The 22528-nt window shown below is 65.4% G+C and carries 20 protein-coding genes; 9 read left to right on the forward strand and 11 right to left on the reverse strand.

Annotation, left to right across the window (positions count from 1 at the left end):
* Positions 1-342 precede the first annotated feature (342 nt).
* Positions 343-711 (reverse strand): hypothetical protein, encoded by a 369-nt coding sequence (locus tag PHA8399_RS01605; protein ID WP_058284446.1) that lies wholly within the window; start codon positions 709-711, stop codon positions 343-345.
* 304 nt (positions 712-1015) lie between these two features.
* A complete protein-coding gene (locus tag PHA8399_RS01610) occupies positions 1016-1639 on the reverse strand; it encodes a DnaJ domain-containing protein (protein ID WP_058284447.1) in 624 nt (207 codons plus the stop codon).
* A gap of 107 nt (positions 1640-1746) precedes the next feature.
* Here PHA8399_RS01610 and PHA8399_RS01615 point away from each other — a divergent pair, with 107 nt between their 5' ends.
* Positions 1747-2001, forward strand: coding sequence for a BolA family protein (locus PHA8399_RS01615; protein WP_008555905.1), 255 nt, complete (start codon positions 1747-1749; stop codon positions 1999-2001).
* A gap of 16 nt (positions 2002-2017) precedes the next feature.
* On the opposite strand, the gene PHA8399_RS01620 is transcribed toward PHA8399_RS01615, so the two are convergent.
* The 3 genes from PHA8399_RS01620 to gatB all read right to left on the reverse strand — a co-directional run bounded on the left by PHA8399_RS01620 (position 2018) and on the right by gatB (position 5646).
* Positions 2018-2494: a DUF4177 domain-containing protein gene (locus PHA8399_RS01620; RefSeq protein WP_058284448.1), complete on the reverse strand. Its 477-nt coding sequence runs from the start codon at positions 2492-2494 to the stop codon at positions 2018-2020.
* A 169-nt stretch (positions 2495-2663) separates the two neighbouring features.
* Positions 2664-3905 (reverse strand): peptidase T, encoded by a 1242-nt coding sequence (pepT, locus tag PHA8399_RS01625; protein WP_058284449.1) that lies wholly within the window; start codon positions 3903-3905, stop codon positions 2664-2666.
* A gap of 229 nt (positions 3906-4134) precedes the next feature.
* Positions 4135-5646: an Asp-tRNA(Asn)/Glu-tRNA(Gln) amidotransferase subunit GatB gene (gene gatB / locus PHA8399_RS01630; RefSeq protein WP_058284450.1), complete on the reverse strand. Its 1512-nt coding sequence runs from the start codon at positions 5644-5646 to the stop codon at positions 4135-4137.
* 336 nt (positions 5647-5982) lie between these two features.
* On the opposite strand from gatB, the gene PHA8399_RS01635 reads away from it, so the two are divergent.
* Positions 5983-8349 carry a Tex family protein gene (locus PHA8399_RS01635; RefSeq protein ID WP_058284451.1) on the forward strand — a complete coding sequence of 789 codons (2367 nt, stop codon included), beginning with the start codon at positions 5983-5985 and terminating at the stop codon, positions 8347-8349.
* Positions 8350-8554: 205 nt separating this feature from the next.
* Here the strand turns inward: PHA8399_RS01635 and PHA8399_RS01640 are convergent, their stop codons facing one another.
* The 3 genes from PHA8399_RS01640 to pepN all read right to left on the reverse strand — a co-directional run bounded on the left by PHA8399_RS01640 (position 8555) and on the right by pepN (position 13018).
* Entirely contained in the window at positions 8555-9841 is a 1287-nt protein-coding gene (locus PHA8399_RS01640; RefSeq protein ID WP_058284452.1) for a hypothetical protein, read from the reverse strand.
* Between the two features lie 161 nt (positions 9842-10002).
* Positions 10003-10461 carry a hypothetical protein gene (locus PHA8399_RS01645; protein WP_058284453.1) on the reverse strand — a complete coding sequence of 153 codons (459 nt, stop codon included), beginning with the start codon at positions 10459-10461 and terminating at the stop codon, positions 10003-10005.
* Complete coding sequence (gene pepN / locus PHA8399_RS01650; protein WP_058284454.1) at positions 10454-13018, reverse strand: aminopeptidase N; 2565 nt, start codon at positions 13016-13018, stop codon at positions 10454-10456. Before pepN ends, PHA8399_RS01645 begins: the two co-directional genes overlap by 8 nt.
* 125 nt (positions 13019-13143) lie before the next feature.
* Here pepN and PHA8399_RS01655 point away from each other — a divergent pair, with 125 nt between their 5' ends.
* From PHA8399_RS01655 to PHA8399_RS01665, 3 genes are all read left to right on the forward strand, one after another.
* The gene (locus tag PHA8399_RS01655; RefSeq protein ID WP_058284455.1) at positions 13144-13350 is read left to right on the forward strand and encodes a hypothetical protein; all 207 of its coding nucleotides are present in this window, start codon (positions 13144-13146) and stop codon (positions 13348-13350) included.
* Positions 13351-13580: 230 nt separating this feature from the next.
* The gene (locus PHA8399_RS01660) at positions 13581-15728 is read left to right on the forward strand and encodes a malate synthase G (RefSeq protein ID WP_058284456.1); all 2148 of its coding nucleotides are present in this window, start codon (positions 13581-13583) and stop codon (positions 15726-15728) included.
* A gap of 114 nt (positions 15729-15842) precedes the next feature.
* On the forward strand, positions 15843-16271 hold the full coding sequence (locus tag PHA8399_RS01665) for a GlcG/HbpS family heme-binding protein (protein ID WP_058284457.1): 429 nt from the start codon (positions 15843-15845) through the stop codon (positions 16269-16271).
* 110 nt (positions 16272-16381) lie between these two features.
* Here the strand turns inward: PHA8399_RS01665 and PHA8399_RS01670 are convergent, their stop codons facing one another.
* Positions 16382-16864, reverse strand: a complete 483-nt coding sequence (locus PHA8399_RS01670) for a fasciclin domain-containing protein (RefSeq protein WP_058284458.1) — start codon at positions 16862-16864, stop codon at positions 16382-16384.
* A 163-nt stretch (positions 16865-17027) separates the two neighbouring features.
* Between PHA8399_RS01670 and PHA8399_RS01675 the strand changes: the two genes are divergently transcribed.
* The 3 genes from PHA8399_RS01675 to PHA8399_RS01685 all read left to right on the forward strand — a co-directional run bounded on the left by PHA8399_RS01675 (position 17028) and on the right by PHA8399_RS01685 (position 19100).
* Positions 17028-17648: a helix-turn-helix domain-containing protein gene (locus PHA8399_RS01675; protein ID WP_244270129.1), complete on the forward strand. Its 621-nt coding sequence runs from the start codon at positions 17028-17030 to the stop codon at positions 17646-17648.
* A gap of 131 nt (positions 17649-17779) precedes the next feature.
* Positions 17780-18559, forward strand: coding sequence for a gamma-glutamyl-gamma-aminobutyrate hydrolase family protein (locus PHA8399_RS01680; protein ID WP_058284459.1), 780 nt, complete (start codon positions 17780-17782; stop codon positions 18557-18559).
* Between the two features lie 25 nt (positions 18560-18584).
* Entirely contained in the window at positions 18585-19100 is a 516-nt protein-coding gene (locus PHA8399_RS01685) for a GNAT family N-acetyltransferase (RefSeq protein ID WP_058284460.1), read from the forward strand.
* A gap of 39 nt (positions 19101-19139) precedes the next feature.
* Here the strand turns inward: PHA8399_RS01685 and PHA8399_RS01690 are convergent, their stop codons facing one another.
* Together PHA8399_RS01690 and PHA8399_RS01695 are read right to left on the reverse strand one after the other, a co-directional pair.
* Positions 19140-21380: a xanthine dehydrogenase family protein molybdopterin-binding subunit gene (locus PHA8399_RS01690; RefSeq protein ID WP_058284461.1), complete on the reverse strand. Its 2241-nt coding sequence runs from the start codon at positions 21378-21380 to the stop codon at positions 19140-19142.
* 3 nt (positions 21381-21383) lie between these two features.
* Positions 21384-21848 carry a (2Fe-2S)-binding protein gene (locus PHA8399_RS01695; protein ID WP_058284462.1) on the reverse strand — a complete coding sequence of 155 codons (465 nt, stop codon included), beginning with the start codon at positions 21846-21848 and terminating at the stop codon, positions 21384-21386.
* Positions 21849-21942: 94 nt separating this feature from the next.
* On the opposite strand from PHA8399_RS01695, the gene PHA8399_RS01700 reads away from it, so the two are divergent.
* The gene (locus tag PHA8399_RS01700) at positions 21943-22524 is read left to right on the forward strand and encodes a TetR/AcrR family transcriptional regulator (RefSeq protein WP_058284463.1); all 582 of its coding nucleotides are present in this window, start codon (positions 21943-21945) and stop codon (positions 22522-22524) included.
* Positions 22525-22528: the final 4 nt, after the last annotated feature.

A 22528-nucleotide genomic window follows, 5' to 3' on the forward strand; every position in this document is an offset into this window, starting at 1 on the left:
TCCAATCCGCGGGATTGGTGCCCGATCTGGCGCGCGAGGGCAAGGGGAACTATGGCAGGAAGCCAGCTGACGCCGCGATTGCAGCGGAACTGGACGGACGATTGAGGCGGCCTCACGCACAGCGCCCCCGGCCGGGCAGCAGGGGGCGCGTTTTGCCGGCGACCGCGACGCTTGGGGGGATAGGCTGCGGCCGGCACATCTTTGCCTAACCGGTGACGGCGGGCCGGGTCAAAGAAATAAAAAGTCTATCAATAAGTTTCGGCAAAAGACCGCCCATCGCCTGCGGCGCCGGGCGGCCTGCGCTGCCGGCGGCGGCAGGCCCGGGACAGGATCCGGGCGGGATCAGGCAGCCAGGGGCTGCTGCGGCAGCTCCAGACCGGTCAGAAGGCCGATCTCGCGGCGCAGGCTGCCGCCCAGATGCTCCGGCTTGGCATAGGCCAGGCAGATCTTGTCAAAGGCGCGAAAACGGATCGGCACCGCCCCCGCGGCTTTCGCCGACGTAAACAGACCGCTCGACCGGGCCGCGCTGGCGGTGGCCTGGGTCACCGCTTCGGGTCCTTCCAGAATAATCTGCAGGGTGCCGCCGCAGCGGATCATCATGCCGGTGGCCCCGCCCTTTTGCATCGCCGGGCGGTTCTGGCTGATGAACCGGGCGATCTGCTGATGGGTGGTGCCGGGGGCGAGCTTGGCGGTGATGACAAGGCGGTGCATGGGCGGTCTCCTGTAAATTGGCGGCAGCTGTGAGGGCCGGGTGCGCTGAGGTTTCGATAAATTCAATCTAAACGAGAGCGTCGGAATTTGCGCGCCAGCAAAGGTGTAGAATTGCCGCCCGGCAGGCGGCAGAAGCGCGCCCGCCTATCCTTTGGGATACCCGCCTGGACCTTGTAGGGGGGACGAGGGCTGCACCGGGCGCTGGACACCGGCCCCAGGACAATCGGCCCCGGGAGAATCTCTGCCGGGACAAAATAAAAGAGCGGCCCCAGGCCGCCCTTTGCGCATCGATGCTTTGCCGGGCTTACTTGAAGCTGCGGCTGTCCTTGATCTGATCCCAGGCCCACATGACCTCCTGCAGCTGCTCCTCCTGGCTGCGGTCGCCGCCGTTGATGTCCGGGTGCAGCACCTTGATCAGCTTCTTGTAGGCCTTGCGGATATCGGCCTTGGTCCAGTCGTCCTTGGCCTCCAGGATCTCGATGGCGCGGCGCTCGGTGGGCGGCAGGCGGCGGCCCGTCTTGGCGCCGCGGCCCGGGTTCTGGGTGGCATTGGCCCCCAGAACCTGATGCGGGTCCTCGATGCCCAGCCGCGCCCACGCGCGGGCCTCAGGGTCGCCCATCGGCTTGGTCTGGCGCTCCCAGACCTTGTCCTTGGAGCGCTGCGCATTCAGCTCCGCTTCGGTGGTGCCCTCAAAGAAGTTCCACTTGTTGTTGTACTCGCGCACGTGCTCCTGGCAGAACCAGAAGTAGTCATCCAGCACGTCGGGCGCCTTGGGCGCGCGGAACTTGCCGGCTTCCTCGCAGCCATCCTTGTCGCAGACGCGTACGGAGGTCTCCGACGCACCGGTAGCGGCCCGCCGCCCGCGCGGGTTCTTCTTCTTGGCAGAGCGGATGGACATATCGAAGCCAAAGGGATCGGATTTGGTCATGGGGCGCACCTTCTAGACGCTTCTGTTCGACTCGGAGGCAGCAGTTTAGTCTAAGGGGCGCCAGATTGAAGGGGGCGCGCCGAAAAATTTATGGGGATGAGCGGAAAATGAACGTGAAGCAGGAAATGGAAGCGGCCTTGCAGGCGGCCTTTGCACCGAGCGCGCTGGAGGTGGTCAACGAAAGCCACAAGCACGCGGGCCATGCGGGCGATGACGGCTCCGGAGAGAGCCATTTTGCGGTGCGGATCCGGTCGGAGGCGTTCGGCGGCATGAGCCGGGTGGCCCAGCACCGCGCCGTTCACAAGGCGCTGGGCGGGATCGTGCCGCGCATCCACGCACTGGCGCTGGATACCGGCGTCTGATCCCGAAGGGGGAGGATCAGTCCTCCCCGTCGCCCTTCTGCGCGGCCCGGTTCTTCAGTGCGGCGGTCACGCCGGACACCGGGCTGAGCTCTTCGACGCCGTCATCGGCCTGCATCCTGGCGGCTCCGGCGCCCGGAACCGGCGTGGCGCCGCCGGGGGCTTCGGGGTCGCCTGCGGTGGCGGTCAGCGGCGGTTCGCTGTGGCGGAACTCCACGGCGGCGGCCTGGGCCGGAGCCTGCGCGGTTTCCGGCTGCTCCGCAGCAAGCACGCGGCGGAACACCAGGACGTTGCGCCAGTTCGTGGTGGAGCCGGTCAGCCCGGAGCGCTCTTCGCTCGGCAGCAATTCCGCGCGCTGAAATTCCCAGCCCTCGGCCGCCATCTCGTTCAGCAGGATCTCGATCGAATTGGCAAAGCGCGCCTCGGGTGTCTTCACCCCCTTCGCCTTGGTGCCCTTGGCGGGGGCGGGCACCACCTTGTACTCAAATGCTTGCATGAACGTCTCCTGTTTCGGCCTGCAGCTTTAGCGGAAAGGCGGGGGCGGTCAAGGGCCGGAGCGGCTGCGAAGGCCCGGCGCTCCGCCGTTCTCCGGCGCGGAAAACGGCCCGGAAATCACATGCTTTCCGAGCCGGAGTTTTCGCAAAATTCCGGGTCCGTCTGCCGGTTCAGCCCTCCGCCGCGGCCATCTGCACCAGCGTCAGGCAGACTTCGGTGGCCTTGGCCATGTCCTGCACCGAGATCCATTCCAGCGGCCCGTGCACGTTCTGCATGCCGGTGAAGATGTTGGGCGTGGGCACCCCCAGTTCGGTCAGCCGCGAGCCGTCGGTGCCGCCGCGGATCGGGGTGGTGATAGGGGGGATCCCATGCGCGCGGCACGCGGCCAGTGCCAGCTCCACCGGGGTCATATCGTTTTCCAGCCAGTAGCGCATGTTGCGGTACTGCGGGTAAATCTCGCAAGTGATCTCCGCCCGCGGTTCCGTGGCCTGCACCGCATCGCAGACCTTGCGCAGCAGGTCACCCTTGGCAGCCAGCCCGTCGCGTTCAAAGTCGCGCAGGATCAGCTTGATCTCCATCTCAGAGGAACCGCCGTTCATGTCGGTGATGTGGATGAACCCTTCGCGCCCGTCCGTGGTTTCCGGCGTCATCGTGGCCTGCGGCAGCGTCTGCACGATCCTTGCCGCCAGATGCGCGGCGTTCACCAGCTTTTCCTTGGCCCAGCCGGGGTGGATCGAGACACCCTTGATGCGCACCACCGCACGGTCGGCAGAGAAGCTCTCATAGACGATCTCGCCCGCGTCGCCGCCGTCCAGCGTGTAGGCGAAGGCCACGCCCAGATCCTTGGGCAGCTGCTCGCCCACACCGCGCCCGATCTCCTCGTCCGGGGTGAAGGCGAGGCGGATTTGCGGGTGTTTGATCTCCGGGTTCGCCAGCAGATGCCGCGCCAGGGTCATCACGATGGCGACGCCCGCCTTGTCATCCGCGCCCAGGAGGGTGAGGCCCGAGGCGGTGATCAGGTCGTCGCCTTGTTTCGAAGCAAGGTAGGGGGATTTTTCCGGCGACAGCACCAGCGCGGGGTTGTCGGGGAAAGTGATTTCAGAGCCATCGTAGCCCTTGATCACCCGCGGCCTCACGCCACTCGCATTGAACTGCGGTGCGGTGTCGACATGGGCAAGGAAGCCAATTGCGGGTCCCGGCGCGGTGGCGGGAACAGTGGCCAGAACCACGCCGTAATCGGTGAGCGTCACGTCCTCAGCACCGATCTCCTGCAACTCCGCCACCAGCAGGTTCAGCATATCGAACTGGATTTCGGTGCTGGGGGTCGCGGCTGAGGTCTCGTCGCTCTGGCTGTCGATGGCGGCGTAGCGGACCAGACGGTCCTCAAGTTCCTGGTCGAAATTGCGGGTCATGGGGCCTCCGGGATTTTGGCAGGAGGAAACCCGCTGGCGCGGGGAAGGTCAAGCGGCGGCGAATTTGACGGGGGAGTGAGGCGGTCGGGGGCTGCCCGGCGTGCCGCCGGGCGAAAAATTGGAAATGACAGCACCCGGTGCACAGGGGGTGCACGCATGGCAGCCCCGTTAACGGCAAGAAAAAGGGCACCGCGAGGGGCGCCCTTTAAAATTACGTTTCCCGTTGGGATTAGCCGCCCAGTTTCTTGGCGACCAGCTCGTTCACCGCCTTGGGGTTGGCCTTGCCGCCGGTGGCTTTCATCACCTGGCCGACAAACCAGCCTGCCAGTTTCGGGTTCACCTTGGCCTTCTCCACCTGCGCCGGGTTGGCGGCGATGATCTCGTCCAGGGCGGTCTCGATAGCGCCGGTATCCGTCACCTGCTTCATGCCGCGTTCCTCGACGATCTGCGCCGGGTCGCCGCCCTCGGTATAGACGATTTCGAACAGATCCTTGGCAATCTTGCCGGAGATGGCATCCGAGGCGATCAGGTCGATGATGCCCCCCAGCTGTGCAGGCGACACCGGGGATTCGGTGATCGTGTGGTCTTCTTTCTTCAGACGGCCGAACAGCTCGTTGATGACCCAGTTGGCAGCCAGCTTGCCGCTGCGGCCCTTGGCGGTTTCCTCGAAGAAGGCCGCCGATTCCACATCCGCGGTCAGCACCGAAGCGTCATAGTCGGAGAGGCCGAAGTCGTTGATGAAACGCGCTTTCTTCTCGTCCGGCAGTTCCGGCAGGTTGGCGGCAATCTCATCCACCCATTCCTGCTCGATCTCCAGCGGCAGCAGGTCCGGATCGGGGAAGTAGCGGTAGTCGTGCGCCTCTTCCTTGGAGCGCATCGAGCGGGTCTCGCCCTTGTCGGGATCGTAGAGCCGGGTTTCCTGGTCGATGGTGCCGCCAGCTTCGATGATGGCAATCTGGCGGCGGGCTTCGACGTCGATCGCCTGCTGGATGAAGCGCATCGAGTTCATGTTCTTGATCTCGCAACGGGTGCCGAGATGCGAGAAATCCTGAGTTTCCTGATACTTTTCGTACTGGCCCGGGCGGCAAACCGAGACGTTGACGTCGGCGCGCAGGTTGCCGTTCTGCATGTTGCCATCGCAGGTGCCCAGATACTGCATGATCTGGCGCAGCTTGGCGATATAGGCGGCGGCTTCTTCCGGCCCGCGGATGTCAGGGCGGGAGACGATCTCCATCAGGCAGACACCGGTGCGGTTGAGGTCGACGAAGGACATGTTCGGATCCATGTCGTGGATCGACTTGCCCGCGTCCTGCTCCATGTGGATGCGTTCGATCCGCACGGTGCGCGCGGTGCCGTCGCCCAGTTCCACCAGCACTTCGCCTTCGCCCACGATGGGGTGGTACAGCTGCGAAATCTGATAGCCTTGCGGCAAGTCGGGATAGAAGTAGTTCTTGCGGTCAAAGGCCGACCACAGGTTGATGTCGGCCTTCAGGCCCAGGCCGGTGCGCACTGCCTGTTCCACGCAGTATTCGTTGATCACCGGCAGCATGCCGGGCATCGCCGCGTCCACGAAAGCCACGTTGGAGTTAGGCTCGGCGCCGAACTTGGTGGAGGCGCCGGAGAACAGCTTGGCATTTGAGCTGACCTGGGCATGCACCTCCATGCCGATGACCAGTTCCCAGTCATGCTTGGCGCCCGCGATCACCTTGGGCTTGGGGAGTTCATATGTCAGGTCGAGCATGGTTTTCCGCCGTATCCGAATGTCAGTTGCAGTGACATGGTGCGATGTTTCATCGGCACAATATCATTTTCAGTTGCACAGCGTTCTAGGCCCGGCGGCGCGGAGGAGCAAGAGGGCAGGTGGCGCAGAGAGCTTTGAGGCGGGTGGAAGACCCATGAATCGCACGGGCTGAAAGCCCGGGCAGCGCCCGTCCGCCCCCATGGGCGGGCGCTTTGCTTCCGCCCGCGGACGGGCGCTGCCCTTCGCAATGGTTCGCCTGTGCCTGATTCAGCCTCTTGGCGGGGTGCATCAGGAGGGCTAGAACTGGCAGCCCGAACAGACTTTCAGGAGGCCGCCTTGGACACATCCGCCCGCATCAGCCAGACCATTGCCACGGAAATCGGCGCCGCTGCCAAGCAGGTGAGCGCTGCGGTGGCGCTGCTGGATGAAGGCGCCACCGTGCCCTTCGTCGCGCGCTACCGCAAGGAGGCGACGGGCGGGCTGGATGACACCCAGCTGCGCACCCTGGCGGAGCGTCTGGACTATCTGCGCGAGCTGGAAAAGCGTCGGGCGGCCATCCTCGAGTCGATCAAGGGTCAGGACAAGCTGACCGATGATCTGGCCGCCTCCATCGCCAAGGCGGACACCAAGGCGCAGCTGGAGGATATCTATCTGCCCTACAAGCCGAAGCGGCGCACCAAGGCGATGATCGCCAAGGAGAACGGGCTGGAGCCGCTGGCGGATGCCATTCTGGCCAATCGCAGCGCCAATCCGGAGAAACTAGCCGAAGGATATATAACCGAGGCGGTGGCCACGGTGAAGGACGCACTGAACGGCGCGCGGGATATCCTGACCGAGCGGCTGACGGAAAACGCCGCCCTCTTGGGCCGGCTGCGGGAGTTCCTGCAGAAGGAGGCGGTGCTGACCGCCAAGGTGGTCGAGGGCAAGGAGCAGGAGGGCGCCAAGTTCTCTGATTACTTCGAACATTCCGAGCGCTGGGCGGATGTGCCCTCGCACCGGGCGCTGGCGATGCTGCGCGGCTCCAACGAGGGCGTGCTGACGCTGGACGTGGGGCCGGAGCCGGAAGAGGGCGTGGCGCGCGCAGAGGCGATGGTGGCGGCCGTGCTGGGCGCGGGCGGCAACGGGCCGGGCGACGTGTGGCTGCGCAAGGTGGCTGGCTGGTGCTGGCGGGTGAAGCTGTCGCTTTCGATGATGCTGGAGCTGATGGGCGACCTGCGGGCCCGCGCGCAGGAGGACGCCATTCAGGTCTTTGCCCGCAACCTCAAGGACCTGCTGTTTGCAGCTCCAGCCGGTGCGCGGCCGACCCTCGGGCTGGACCCGGGCATCCGCACCGGCGTCAAGGCGGCGGTGGTTGATGCAACCGGGAAATTGGTGGCCACAGAAACGTTGTACCCGTTCCAGCCGAAGAACGATCTGCGCGGGGCGCAGGTGTCGATCGTGAAACTGATCGCCGAACACGGCGTCGAGCTGATCGCCATCGGCAACGGCACCGCCAGCCGCGAGACCGAGCGGATGGTGGCGGAGGTGCTGCAACACCTGCCTGCCAAGATCAAGGCGCCGACCAAGGTGGTGGTGTCCGAGGCCGGCGCCTCGGTCTATTCCGCGTCTGAGCTGGCGGCGCGGGAGTTTCCGGATCTGGACGTATCCCTGCGCGGGGCCGTGTCGATTGCGCGCCGCCTGCAGGATCCGCTGGCGGAGCTGGTGAAGATCGAACCCAAGAGCATCGGCGTCGGCCAGTATCAGCATGATGTGGATCAGCACAAATTGTCGAAATCGCTGGAGGCGGTGATCGAGGATGTGGTGAATGCAGTGGGCGTGGACCTCAACATGGCCTCGGCGCCGCTGCTGAGCCATGTTTCGGGTCTTGGCCCCGGCCTGGCAGAGGCGATTGTGGCGCACCGGGACATGAACGGTGCCTTCCTGTCCCGCAAGGAGCTGCTGAAAGTGGCGCGGCTGGGTCCCAAGGCATTTGAGCAATGCGCGGGCTTCCTGCGCATCCGCGACGGAAAAGAGCCGCTGGATGCGTCCTCTGTGCACCCCGAAAGCTATGATGTGGCGCGCAAGATCGTGGCCGCCTGCGGGCGCGATATCCGCCAGATCATGGGGGACGGCGCGGCGCTGAGGCCCTTGCGCGCCGAGGATTTCGTGGGCGGTGGCGTCGGTCTGCCCACCGTGCGCGACATTTTCCAGGAGCTGGAAAAGCCGGGCCGCGACCCGCGCCCGTCCTTCGTGACGGCCTCTTTCAAGGACGGGGTGGAAGAGATCACCGACCTGAAACCCGGCATGGTCCTGGAGGGCACGGTCACCAATGTCGCGGCCTTTGGGGCATTCGTGGACATCGGGGTGCATCAGGACGGGCTGGTCCATGTGAGCCAGCTGGCCGACCGGTTTGTTAAAGACCCGCATGAGGTGGTGAAGACCGGTCAGGTGGTCAAGGTCACCGTCACCGAAGTGGACGTGCCGCGCAAGCGGATCGGGCTGACCATGAAGAAGGACGGCGGCGCCTCTGCCAAGGAGGACCGCAATGCCCGCAGCCCGGCCAAAGGCGCAGGCCCGGGCCGCGGCGGCAAGCCTGGCGGGCAGCAGGGCGGCAAGGGTAAAATGTCTGCTGGTCCCAAGGGCGGTCAGGGCAGGGCTCAGGGCACGGGCCAAAGCACCGGCGCGCTGGGCGCAGCCCTGATGGACGCTTTCAAGAAGAAATGACGAAACGGGGCTTCGGCCCCAATTCGATGAGGACAGGCCCGGGCTGGCCGTGTTCGCCGCAATGGTGCGATGAGCGTTCGCCCGGGCGGGTGCGGAACGCGCCCGCCATGGGGCGGGCGGACGCGTGCCCGCCGCTGGCGCGACGGGCAGTGGCTGCCGCTGACGGCAAATTTTTCCTTGGGATGTGAAAGCTGCGGCCGCTGGATCAAGCGGGGCTGAACTCCAGCCCTTGTTCGGTAAAGGCAACCTTCTGGCCGCCTTCGATCTCCTCGCGGAACTGGGTCGCGATGGCCTGCAGCGCGCCCGCATGGCCGCGGGCGGCAAAGCGGCTGAGCGAGGTGATGCGGGCGCTGTTGTCGAAGCCTTCGGCGGCATGGGCCCAGACCAGCGGGTGCAGCTCCTTGAGGTGGTCGCGGATCAGCCAGCCGGCGGCGGCGGCGATCTTGAGGCGCGGCACATCGGCCTGAGTATTACGGCCCAAGTCTTTGCGCAGCGCAACGGTGCAATAGGCCGCCAGGAGGTTGATCATCTCCTGCGACGGGTCGGCCTGCACGATATCCCTGAGACCGTCGAGGAAAAACCGGGTGTCGACCCGGGCGCAGGCCTGATCGTCAATGGCGATGGCGTCGAAATAGACCCAGGTGTAGCCGCCTGCGCCCCAGGTCTGCGCGGTGCGCGCGGCGGTGCGGCGGGCCTCAAGCTCCAGCGCCGCATAAGAGCCGGACCAGCGCGGCAGCATCTGGGTACCCAGCGTGCGCATGTGGCGGTGGTTGGCGGGGGCCAAGTCGATCAGCGCGGCAAAGGCATCCGCCACCGGCAGGGTGCCGTTGCTGCTGCGGGCAAACAGGGCGCATTGCGCTGCCTGGAGGAAGGGGCTGTCCCCGCTGGCCCCCTCAATAGGTTCCAGCAACGCCGCGGAGCGGTCGAAATGCGCAGCACAGCGGCGCTGGCTGGCGGCCGGGGCGGCGGGGGCGTTGCCGGGGCCGCGCCAGGCCCAGCCGATATCGATATGGGCCAGCGCCACCAGCGCCGTCAGATAGGGGTCGTGGCGGTGCTCGGCCCGCAGTGCTTCAAACGCCATCAGCCCGCGGATCAGGCTGCGGTTGCCGGTATCCTTCTGTTCAGAGAGGGCATGTTCGGTCGCGTTGACCACATCGGCGCGCGCGCCATAGGCGATGAGATCGGCCAGCGGCAGGCCGCAGCGGGCGGTGGCGCGGCTCTGGTCGGCCTCCCGGATTTCGCGCGAGAGGTCCTCCCAGCGTTCCTGGCGTGCCAGAAACTGGCCGCGGTTCTGGGCTTGCAGGCAGTCGGGATCGCCCTGGGCGCTGCGGATCGGGATAGACAGGCTGTCCGCCAGGCTCCGGTTCAGAAGCGTGTCGGCGGGGGCAGGAACGGGGACGGGCCGGATGCGGGCGGCAGGCCGGGTTTTGCGGGGCAGCAGACCTGAAATCCGGGACAGAAGTTCCCGTGCCTGCCGAGACTGTGTGATCATTTGTGCTTCCTGACGAGTGGCAGCTTATCGTTGCTGACAGTGTCGTCAGGCAATGGGGCGCAAAGATGGCGGCACTGAGGAACTTGACGTACTTCAGCGGTTTATTGCGCATCGCTGTCTGCAATTCGGGATTGTTTTTCCGGAGGTTTAACACAAGGCCTTCAGAACGCCGTAAAATGGTGCCGTTCGGTGCGCAATCCGCGCATTTGGAAGGCCGGGTCAGCCTCGGCGTGGGGCGGTGTCGCCTCCTGCGGCAGCCGGATCCGCTTGCCGCTGCGCAGGATCAGCGTGGCCCGCACCGAGAAGTCCCAGCGGGTGTCGAAACGCACCCGGTCGATCTCGCTCAGATCCGCTTCGCCAGTCAGGCCGCCGCTGAACCATTCGACCCTTTTCCGGGAAATCCTGAGACCTGCCAGCGGGTTGCGGATCAGGTCCACCACGGCGGGCAGAGCGGGCAGGGCCAGCAGGGCCACCAGCCACAACGCCGCGTCCAGCAAGAGCCACAGCGCCAGCAGCGCTGCCAGCCAGCCGCCTGTTGCCAGCATGGCGGTCTTTGACCGGCCCCGGCGGGAGAAGCTGTAGTCCTCCGCCGGGGCTGGCGTTTCGGGAGTATCAGGCATCCAGGATCCGGGTGACCATCTCCGTGGTGTCGCGGCTCAGGCCGTCTGTGCCGGCAATCCGGGTCAGCTGGGCACGGATCAGCGACTGGCGGCCCGCGTCATAGCGCTTCCAGGTCTGGAAGGCGGCGCACATGCGGGCGGTGGTCTGCGGGTTCAGCTTGTCCAGCGCGATCAGGTTGTCCGCCAGCAACTGATAGCCCTCGCCGCTGGCGTGGTGGAAGCCCGCGTGGTGACCCGCCAGCGCGCCGAACACAGCGCGGAAGCGGTTGGGGTTCTTCATGCTGAACAGCGGATGCCTGGTGAGGGCCGCGGCGGTGGCGGCGGTTTTCTCTGGCGCGGCGCAGGCGATTTGCAGGGCAAACCATTTGTCCATCACCAGCCGGTCGTCCTGCCACTGGCCGAAGAAGGCCTGGCTTTGCGCCTCGCCATTCTCGGCCTTCAGCAGCGCGCCCAGGGCGGCGTACTGCTGGGTCATGTTGTCCGCGGCCTGATACTGGCGCGCGGCCTGTTCGCCGCCGTCCAGCCGGGTCAGCAGCGACAGGATGCGGCCATTGAGGGCCCGCTTGCCCGCACCCTCGGCGTCCGGCGCATAGGGGCCGTCGACCGTGGTGGCAGCATAGAGCCGGGGCAAGCTGGTTTCCAGCTGCTGCGCCAGGGTCTGGGTAAAGGTTTCTGCCGCGTCATAGATCTTCTGCGGGTCCGGGGTGTGGCCGCGGTCAAAGAGGGTCTGCGCAATATCCGACTGGCTGGGCGGCGTCAGCACCAGGGCGCGGAAGGCCGGGTCCTGTGCGTCGTCGCGCACCAGTTTCTCCAGCGCATCCAGATAGGCCGCATCGGGGGCGGCGCCGTCCAGCACCATCGCGACGCGGACCTCCTTGGCCAGCGCGTTGCCGGCCTCCCACCGGTTGAAGGGATCGGTATCATGGGCCAGTAAAAAGGCGCGCTCGGCGTTGGTGCTTTCGCGCTCCAGGATCACCGGGGCGGAGAATTCCCGCAGGATCGACGGCACAGGTTTGGAGGCGAGGCCTTGATAGGTGAAGCTTTGCCTGGCTTCCGTCAGCTCCAGCACTTCGGTGCCGCGCACTTCGTCGCCGTTGGGCGACAACAGGCCCACCGCCACCGGGATCACCCGCGGCGCCTTGTCCGGCTGGCCCGGGGTGGGCGGGGTCGATTGCTCGAACGTCAGGGTGTAGGTGCCATCGGCGTAATCCTCGGAGACTTTCAGGCGCGGGGTGCCCGCCTGGCTGTACCACAGCTTGAACTGGCTGAGGCCGCGCCCGGTGGCATCCTCGAACACCTTCAGCCAGTCCTCGATGGTGCAGGCCTGGCCGTCGTGGCGCTCGAAATAGAGCTTCAGCGCCTTGTAATAGTTCTCATCGCCCACCAGCCGCTTCAGCATACCGATTACCTCAGCGCCCTTTTCATAGACGGTGGCGGTGTAGAAGTTGTTGATTTCCTGGAACTGTTCGGGCCGCGGCGGATGGGCGAGGGGGCCGTTGTCCTCCGGAAACTGGCGGGCGCGCAGGGCAATCACATCCTCGATCCGCTTCACCGGCTCCGAGCGCATGTCGGCGGTGAACTGGGCATCGCGGAAAACGGTGAGACCTTCCTTCAGGCACAGCTGGAACCAGTCGCGGCAGGTGATGCGGTTGCCGGTCCAATTGTGGAAATACTCATGGGCGATGATCGCCTCGATCCGTTCGAAATTGGCATCCGTGGACGTCTCGGGCGAGGCCAGAACGCAGGAGGAGTTGAAGATGTTCAGCCCCTTGTTCTCCATCGCGCCCATGTTGAAATCGTCAACCGCGACAATGTTGAACAGGTCGAGGTCATATTCGAGGCCATAGACGTCCTCGTCCCATTTCATCGACTTCTTCAGCGCCTCCATGCCGAAGGCGCATTTGTGCTCGTCGCCCGGGCGGACCCAGATATTCAGCTCCACCTCCTTGCCCGATTTTGTGGTGAAGCTGCCGGGGTGGTTCACCAGATCGCCCGCCACCAGCGCAAACAGATAGGCCGGTTTCGGCCAGGGGTCATGCCATTCGGCCCAGCCCTCGCCCTGGCCCATGGGGTTGCCGTTCGACAGCATCACCGGCTCGTCGCCTTCGATCCGGACGGTGAAGGTGGACATCACGTCGGGGCGGTCCGGGTAATAGGTGATCTTGCGGAAGCCCTCGGCCTCGCACTGGGTGCAATACATGTGGTTCGACATGTAGAGCCCCTCCAGCGCGGTGTTGTCGGCCGGGTTGATCTCCACTTCGGCCTCCCAGGTGAAGGGGGCGCCGGGCACCTCGCACTTGAGGCCGCCCTCAACCAGCTCCGGCGTCACCGCCTGGCAGTCGATCTTGGCTGAGATCAGCTTAAGCTCCTCACCGTGCAGGAAAAACGTCCTGTCCGCCGCATCCGGTTTGGGCGTGAAGCGGATCCGGCTGATAACGCGGGTGGTTTCCGGCGCCAGGCGGAAAGTCAGGTGAACGCTTTCGGCGTCATACCCGAAGGGCGTGTAATCCTTCAGGTAAAAGGTCTTGGGGGCGGTGGCGGGGCTTGCATCTTTCACGGCGGAACCTCGTGTTTTATGGAACCGGAGCGGGGGCCGGCACGTAGTTACCATAGTCGTAGGCAACACCGGGCGGAGCGGCAAGCCGTCCTGCGCCTCAATTTGTATTGGAGAGGAGTTCAGCCATGTCCGCACCGGATACCAACGTCGACCGTCAGACAGAAAAGCACAAACCGTCGCTGCTGGGGATCGGCGCCGTGGTGGTGTTTGCGCTGGTTGCGCTGGGGCTGTTCCTGCTGATGGTCTTTGACCGCGGCGGCGAGCAGGACAAGGTGGAAGCGCCGGCTTCCGCCGCCGAGGTTCAGGCCGTGATCGACGGGACCGCCGACTGACCGGCGGACCGGCAAAGCATGTTTCCGGGGCGTGCAGGGCAACCTGTGCGCCCTTGTGCCGTTTGGGGCGCCTGCGGCAGCGGCTGCGTATCCGGAAATCTTTTTGGCACTTTCTTGAAAATCAAGAAATTGCGTTTGGTTTCACCGGGAGGCTGTTTTGTTGCTGATCGGAAACTTCTGCCCTAACTAGGTAACAGCATACAGTGGTGTACCGCCGGAAGGAGCAAGTCATGAGCCGGGTCGAGAAACAGGGAATTCAGGTTGCGCCGGAACTGGCGGATTTCATTGAGAAACAGGCGCTGCCCGGTACCGGTGTCGAGGCCGAGGCGTTCTGGAAAGGCCTGGCGGAGCTGGTCAACGGCTTCGGGCCGGAAAACCGCGCGCTGCTGGCCAAGCGCGAGGACATCCAGGCCAGGATCGACGCCTGGCACATCGCCAACCGGGACAAGCCGCATGACCACGAAGCCTACAAGGCGTTCCTGGCGGAGATCGGCTACCTGCTGCCGGAGGGCGGCGATTTCGAGATCGAAACGCAGAATGTCGACCCTGAGATCGCATCGGTGCCCGGTCCGCAGCTGGTGGTGCCGATCACCAACGCGCGCTATGCGCTGAACGCGGCAAACGCGCGCTGGGGCAGCCTGTATGATGCGTTCTATGGCACCGATGCGATGGGCACGCCCGCCCCCGCGGGCGGCTACGACAAGGGCCGCGGCGCCCGGGTTGTGGCACGCGCGCGGGTGTTCCTGGACGAAGCCTTCCCGGTTGATGGCGCCAGCCATGCCGATGCGCGGCGCTATCATGTGCAGGACGGCCAGCTGCTGATTGATGATCTGCCGTTGTCGCAGCCGGAGAAATTCGCAGGCTACCGCGGCAACCCCAAGGCGCCGGAATCCGTGCTGCTGCGCAATAATGGGCTTCATGTGGAGCTGGTCTTTGACCGCGCCCATGCGATTGGCGCGCGCGATCAGGCGGGCCTTGCAGATGTGCGGCTGGAAAGCGCGATGTCGGCGATCATGGACTGCGAGGACTCGGTTGCCTGTGTCGATGCCGAGGACAAGGTGCTGGCCTATTCAAACTGGCTGGGCCTGATGAAGGGCGATCTGGAGACCAACCTGGAAAAGGGCGGCAAGATCATCACCCGCCGCCTGAACCCGGATTTCGGCTTCACCGCGCCGGATGGCACTGCCAAAACCGTGAAGGGCCGCGCTCTGCTGTGGGTGCGCAACGTCGGCCATCTGATGACCAACCCGGCAGTTCTGGATAAGGACGGCAACGAGGCCTTCGAGGGGCTGCTGGATGCGCTGATCACCGTGCTGATCGCCAAGCACGACCTGAAACGAGAGGGCGGCAACTCCGCTCTGGGCTCGGTCTATGTGGTGAAGCCGAAGATGCACGGGCCGGAGGAAGCGGGTTTCACCAACCGGATCTTTGACAAGGTCGAGGATATTCTCGGCCTGCCACGCCACACCGTGAAAATCGGTATCATGGATGAGGAGCGCCGCACCTCGGTGAACCTCAAGGAATGTATCCGCGCCGCCAGGCACCGGGTGGCTTTCATCAACACCGGTTTTCTAGACCGCACCGGCGATGAGATCCACACCTCGATGGAGGCGGGGCCGTTCTCCCGCAAGGATTTCATCAAGCGCAAGGGCTGGATCGGGGCCTATGAGAACCTGAACGTGGATATCGGCCTGGAATGCGGGCTGTCCGGAAAGGCGCAGATCGGCAAGGGCATGTGGGCGATGCCCGACATGATGGCAGCGATGCTGGAGCAGAAGATCGAGCATCCGAAATCCGGCGCCAACTGCGCCTGGGTGCCGAGCCCGACCGCCGCCACCCTGCACGCGCTGCATTACCACAAGGTCGATGTGTTCGCCGTGCAGGAAAAGCTGAAGGCCGGCGGCCGCCGCGCCCATGTGGACGGCATCCTGGAAATCCCGCTGGCCACCTACCGCAAGTGGACGCCTGAGCAGATCGCCCGCGAGGTGGACAACAATGCGCAAGGGATCCTGGGCTATGTGGTGCGCTGGATCGACCAGGGCGTCGGCTGCTCCAAAGTGCCGGATATCAACAACGTCGGCCTGATGGAGGACCGCGCCACCTGCCGGATTTCCGCCCAGCATATCGCCAACTGGCTGCATCACGGCGTGGTCAGCGAGGACGAGGTGATGGGCAGCTTGCGCAAGATGGCCAAGGTGGTGGACGAGCAGAACCGCGGCGACAACAGTTACCGCCCGATGGCGCCGGGCTTTGACACCATCGCCTTCCAAGCGGCCTGCGATCTGGTGTTCAAAGGGCGGGTGCAGCCCTCGGGCTATACCGAGCCGGTGCTGCACGCCCGCCGTCTGGAGCTGAAGGCCCAGGAAGCTTCGGCCTGATTGCGTCAAACTGACCCCGGGAAACAGTTTCCCGGAAACAACGGGTAGTCAAAGGGGGACTTTTGGCCTCCTTTTTCCTTTCGTAACGTAACGTCAGCGGGAGGAAGGCCACACATGGCAGGGATTTCATTGGATCAGGCACGCACCATCATCCGGGCGGCGCTGGACAGCGGGCACGGGCGCAACTTGAAACCGCTGTCGGTGGTGGTGCTGGATGCCGGCGGCCACATGCAGGCGTTCGAGCGCGAGGACGGTGCCGCGCCGGGCCGGTTTGCGATTGCCCACGGCAAGGCCTACGGCGCGGTGATGCTGGGCATGGCGGGCACGGCGCAGATGGCGCGGGCCGAAAGCCAGGCCTATTTCATGGCAGCGGTGAATGGGGTCTATGGCGGTCAGGTGGTGCCAGTGCCCGGCGGCGTGCTGGTCAGGGATGGCTCAGGTAACGTGATCGGGGCGGTTGGCGTGACCGGCGACACCTCTGACAATGACGCGGCCGCTGCAATTGCCGGGATCGGAGCCGCGGGGCTGCACGGCGAAATCTGAAATCAGCTCCCTCCCGCCGGGGCTGGAGGGAAGCTCGCTCAGGAGGCGGGAGGGAGCCCTGCTCCTGAAGCGGGAGGGGGGTCCGGCTTCAGGGCAGACGGCGCGCGCGCTTAGGGCAGCATGACGGCGTCAATCACATGAATGACGCCATTGGACGCTTCGATGTCCGCAGATGTGACCGTGGCGTCATTGATCTTGACCCCGCCGCCCATCGACACGGTGATCTCTTTGCCCATCACGGTTTCCGCGGTCATGCCGTCGCTCAGGTCCGACGACATCACCTTGCCCGGCACCACGTGGTAGGTGAGGATCTCTGTCAGCTGCGCGCGGTTTTCCGGCTTCAGCAGGGTTTCGACCGTGCCCTCCGGCAACGCCGCAAAGGCCTCATCGGTTGGTGCAAACACCGTGAAAGGTCCCTCGCCTTGCAGGGTGCCTACCAGATCGGCGGCGGTCAGTGCGGCGGTCAGGGTTTCGAACTGGCCGGCGGCGGTTGCGGTCGCGACGATATCCTTGGATCCGGCGGCAGCGTCCGAGGGCACCGACAGTCCGACGGCGATGGCAAGCGCAGTCAGGGGGAGGCGGTCAAAGAACATGGGGTTTCCTTTCTGTCAGGTGCCAGAGGAAGAGGGCAGGGCGGGCTGGCAGGGATAGCTTGACATGCAAAAAATTTGCATGAGATACACGTTTGTGTGAGGTGCATTATTTTTGCACCTGGGTAAAATGTTCCGCAGAGGTATTGCCCCGGAGGTCAAAACCATGAGCAAGCCCATGCTGTCCGAGACGCTGCAGGAAGGTTTGGAAGCCTACAGAATCGGCCCCAAGCTGCGCAGTCTGCGCCAGGGTAAGGACATGGGGCTGGCGCAGCTGGGCGAACACACCGGCCTGTCGGCGGCGATGCTGTCGCGGATCGAACGCGGGCAGGTGTTTCCGACTTTGGCGACCTTGCTGCGCGTCGCGATGGTGTTCGGGGTCGGGCTGGATCACTTCTTCGGCCCGGGTGAGGACGCGCCGGTGCTGGAGGTGGTACGTGCGCAGGACCGGCTGAAACTGGGCGACAAGACCAGCGGGCCGCTGTCCTACCTGTTCGAAAGCCTGGATTTCCCGGTGACCAAAAGCCGGTTCCAGTCCTATCTTGCGGAGTTTTCCGGCAACGGCGCCGAAAGCGCCCCCCACGCGCATCCGGGCGCGGAAATGATCTATGTGATCGAAGGACGGCTGGAGCTGGGCATTCACGGCCGCACTGAGGTTCTGGACAAGGGCGACGCGGTCTATTTCGACGCAGGCTTCGCCCACAGCTACCGTGCGGTGCCGGGGCAGCGGTGCCGCGCCGTGGTGGTGGTCTCGCGGGACGGCGCGCCGGACAGCCCGGCGGGCTGAACCGGGGCGGCAAGCCGCCTGCTGACGCAGGGTTGTGCAGGTGTGAACACTGTGTTGCTCTGCGCCGCCTGTTGAACCCGTGCAGTGTCAGGGCTACGTTTTTCTTCAGGAAATGAAATTACGAGTGGATCATGACGCGACCCAAGGTTGGCATTATCGGCAACTCCTATCTGCTTAACGATCAGTACCCCGTGCATGCGGGCGGCACGATGAATTCCGAAGCAATTGCCGAGGTCGCGGGTTGTATGCCGCTGATGATCCCCTCCGACCCGCGCTTTGTCACCGTTGAGGAGCTGCTGCACACGTTCGACGGCTTCCTGCTGACGGGCGGGCGGCCGAATGTGCACCCGCACGAATACGGCGAAGCAGAGACCGAGGCGCATGGCGCCTTTGACCGGGCGCGCGATGCCATCACCCTGCCGCTGGTCCGCGCCTGCGTGGAGCGCGGCCAGCCGTTCCTGGGCATCTGCCGCGGCTTTCAGGAGGTTAACGTGGCGATGGGCGGCTCGCTGCACCCCGAGATCCGCGATCTACCGGGCCGGCTGAACCACCGGATGCCGCCGGACGGCACGCTGGAAGAGAAATTTGCCCTGCGCCACAGCGTCCGGTTCAGCGCGGGCGGTGTGTTCCACCGTCTGTTCGGCGCCGAGGAAGTGATGACCAACACCCTGCACGGCCAGGGCATCAAGCGCCCGGGCGCGCGGGTGGTGGTGGACGGGCAGGCCCCCGACGGCACCCCCGAGGCGATCTTTATCAAGGACGCGCCAGGTTTTACCCTGTCGGTGCAATGGCATCCGGAATGGGATGCAGCGAGCGATCCGGTGTCGCGCCCGCTGTTTGAGGCGTTCGGGGCCGCAGTGCGGACCTGGGCGGACGGCGGGGCACAGACCGGTTTTCAGAAATCTGCATAGATGCGTTTGGTTAAAAGGTTTGAGTATGAAAGGTGATGCGGAAGAGGGCGCGCCCCGCAGCGGGGGCCGTTACAAAATCCGGCAGTTCAGGGCAGACGATGCGGAGGACCTGGCGGAAGTGTTCCGCTCTGCGGTGCACGGCATCGCAAGCCGCTTCTATACGCCGGAGCAGATCAACGCCTGGTGCCCCGGCGCACCGCCGGCCGCGGCTATCGGGCAGAAGCTGTCGGACGGGCGGGCGGCCTGGGTGGCGGTGGATGAGAAGGGCGCGCCGGCGGCCTTCATCGACCTGGAATCCGATGGCCATATCGACATGCTGTTCTGCCACCCCCGCGCGGCCGGGCAGGGCGCCGCAGCGGCGCTTTACGGGCGGCTGGAGACGGCGGCGCTGCGCCAGGGGCTCAAGCTGCTTTATGTCGAGGCCAGCGAAGCCGCGCGCGGTTTTTTCGAGCGGCAGGGCTTTGCCGTGGACCGCCGCCGCGAGTTTGAGCGCAGCGGTGTGAAACTCCACAACTACCGGATGGTCAAGATTCTGGGCTGAGCTGGCCGCGCGGCCAGAGGGGGCTGGCTGCGGCTGCGTTCAGGCCAGCAGATCGAAGTCCCGCGCCAGCGGCAGCCGCCGCGCCCGCTTGCCGGTGAGGTCGAACAGCGCGTTTGCCAGGGCCGGGGCCGCGGGCGGGGTTCCGGGCTCGCCTGCGCCGCCGATATGCGGCTGCTCCTCCAGAATGCGCACCTCCACCTGCGGCATCGTATGCATGCGGATGGCGTCGTAATCGGGGAAATTCACCTGCTCCGCAGCGCCATCGGCAAAGGTGATTTCTCCGAACATCGCTGCCGACAGCCCATAGGCCATGCCGCCAAACATCTGCGCCTCCAGGTTCCGCGGGTCCAGCCCAACGCCCAGGTCAGCGGCGATCCAGGCTTTGCGGAGCCGGATCAGCCCGTCTTCCTCTGCGACTTCGATAACCTGCGCCACCGGAGTGCCGAAGCTGTAGGTCATGGCAACACCGCGGCCCACGCCCTCCGGCGTCGTGCCGGTCCAGCCGGACATCTCCCGGACCGCCTCCAGCACCTTGGCGGCGGGGGCCCATTCCTGGCGCGCCAGCTCAAGGCGGAACGCCAGCGGGTCGGCGCCCGCAGCATGGGCCAGCTCGTCCACAAAGCATTCCATGAAAAAGCCGTTGATCGACGCGCCGACAGAGCGCCAGAAGCCCACCGGGATTTGCAGGTCCGCTGCATAGCCGCGGATGCGGTAATTCGGGATTGCGTAGGGCTGGTTGAAGGCGCCGTCGGTCAAGGCGGCGTCCGGGCCGCTCGGCGGCAGGCCGATCCAGCGCTTCATCGCCTGCGCGGTCGGCGACTGGCCGGCAATTTGCCCGTCCAGCAGCAGCGCCTTGCCGTCCTTCACCGCACCGCGGAACCGCGCCACCGAGGCCGGGCGGTAGAAATCATGGGTCATGTCCTCCTCCCGGCTCCAGGTCAGTTGCACCGGGGTGCCCGGCATCTGCCCGGCCAGGCGCGCGGCATAGACGGCAAAGTCGGTCTCGCCCCGGCGCCCGAAGCCGCCGCCCATCAGGGTGGTGTTCACCTCCACCTGCTCCGGTGCGATCCCCAGTGCCTTGGCGCAGTGATCCCGCACCAGCATCGGCCCCTGGCTGCCACACCAGATCTGCAGGCGGGAGCCATCGAACAGCGCAGTGGCGTTGAGCGGCTCCATGGTTGCATGCGCCAGATAGGGCACCTCGTAGTCCGCCGTTACCTCCTGCGCGCCGTCCGGCAGGGTTTCGGCGTCGCCGTCATCGCGCAGGGTGGAGTTCGGCTTGGCCTCAAACGCCGCGCGGATTGCGGCGGAGATGTCTTCCTGGCTGGCCGGGATGGGGGCTGCGCCCCAGTCGAATTCGATCGCTTCCAGCGCCTGGATCGCCAGCCAGGTGTTGCGGCCGACAGCGGCAACCGCATCGCCAAGATCCGCGACCCGTTCGATGCCCGGCATCTGCAGGGCAGCGGCGGCGTCAAAGCCCTTCATCGCGCCGCCCAGATGAGGGTTTGCCTTCAGCGCCGCGAACTTCATGCCAGGCAGGCGCACATCAATGCCGAACTGCGCGGTGCCCGTGGCCTTGTCCGCCATGTCCACCCGCGGCTGGGACTTGCCCAGCAGCCGCCATTCGCTGCGCGGGCGCAGAGGGGCGTCGACCGGCTCCAGCCGGGCCGCATCTGCTGCCAGCTCGGTATAGGCGATCTCCGCGCCATCCGGCGCGACCACGGTGCCGTCCTTGGTGCTAAGCTGGCCGCGGCTGACGCCCAGGCGCTGGGCTGCGGCCTCCTTCAGCGTTTCCCGGGCAGAGGCACCGGCCAGCCGCATCCGCTCAAACCCGTCTTTCATCGAGGTCGAGCCGCCGGTCACCTGCAGATCCAGCAGCTTGCCCGCCTGGCCCAGCAGTTCGCCCAGCGAGTGCATGAACCTGGACTTGTCATAGCCGGTGCTCGGCAGCGCCTCGCTCATCAGGGCAGAGTTGTAATAGGCCTTGGCGGCGGGCCCGTGCAGCACCTCCACCTGCTCCAGCGTCACGTCCAGTTCCTCGGCGATCAGCGCGGCCCAGGTGGTGTGCACACCCTGGCCCATCTCGGCGCGCGGGGCGATCAGGGTGATCTTCCGGTCCGAGATCATCACGAAGGGGTTGAACGCCACTTCCCCGTCGCCGGGCTTCAGCGGGTTCGGGGCGGGGCGGCTCACGTAATAGGCGCCAAATGCCACCCCGCCGACGATGGCGGCAGAGCCGATCAGGAAGCTGCGGCGGGCGATTTTCTTGAAACTGGCCATGATTTACGCCTCCTGCATCTTTTGGGCGGCGGCGTGAATGGCGGCGCGGATCCGCGGGTAGGTGCCGCAGCGGCACAGGTTGCCTTGCATCGCCTCGTCAATTTCCGCATCCGAGGGGGCCGGGTTTTCCGCCAAGAGGCTGGCCGCCTGCATGATCTGGCCGGACTGGCAATAACCGCATTGCGCCACCTGATGCTCCACCCAGGCCTGCTGGATCGCGGCCATCGCATCCGGGGTGCCAAGGCCCTCGATCGTGGTCACCTCGCCCCAGACATCCGACAGCGCCACCTGGCAGGAGCGCGCCGCCGCGCCGTCAATATGCACGGTGCAGGCGCCGCAGGCGGCCACGCCGCAGCCGAACTTGGTGCCGGTGAGGCCGATCTCATCGCGCAGCACCCACAGCAGGGGGACATCCTCGGGCAGGTCCACCTGATGGGATTTTCCGTTGATGCGAAGCGTGGTGGACATGGCCTGTCTTCCTCTGCTGGGGTGCTGACAAATGTAATCGAAAGTGTCAGTATGTCAATTGACATTTTTTGCAATTTCTGTCAGAGGCTGAACCATGAACATGGCAGGCATTGATCCAAAACAGCAGGCAATCCTTGAGGCCGCCTGGGCGGCGTTCTCCACCTATGGGTTCCGCAAGACCTCGATGGACGACATTGCCAAGGGGGCAGGCATGTCGCGCCCGGCGCTGTATCTTCATTTCAAGAACAAGGAGGCGATCTTCCGGGCGCTTGTGGCCGCGTATTACAGCAATGCGGCAGAGAACGTCCGCGCCGGGCTGGCCTCTAAAGGCACCTTGTCAGACCGTCTGCTGGCCGCCTTTGCCGGGCAGGGCGGCGAAGCGATTGAGTCGATGATGGCGTCAGCTCACGGGATGGAGCTGTTCGAGGTCACCAAGAACGTCGCGGGTGAGGAGATCGAAGCGGGCGAGGCGGCCCTGCGCGGGCTTTACGCCGCCTGGCTGCAGCAGCAGGCAGAGGCCGGGCAGGCGGCGCTGCCCGGGGATGCCGGCGTGATCGCCCGGACAGTGTGCGCGTCCCTCAAAGGCATCAAGCAAACCGCCGGCGATTTTGCCGCCTATCAGGCCGGGGTGCGCCAGCTGGCGGCCCTCGTCGGGGCCGGGCTGACGCCGCGCTGAGGGG

The sequence above is a fragment of the Leisingera aquaemixtae genome (assembly GCF_001458395.1).
GTDB lineage: Bacteria > Pseudomonadota > Alphaproteobacteria > Rhodobacterales > Rhodobacteraceae > Leisingera > Leisingera aquaemixtae.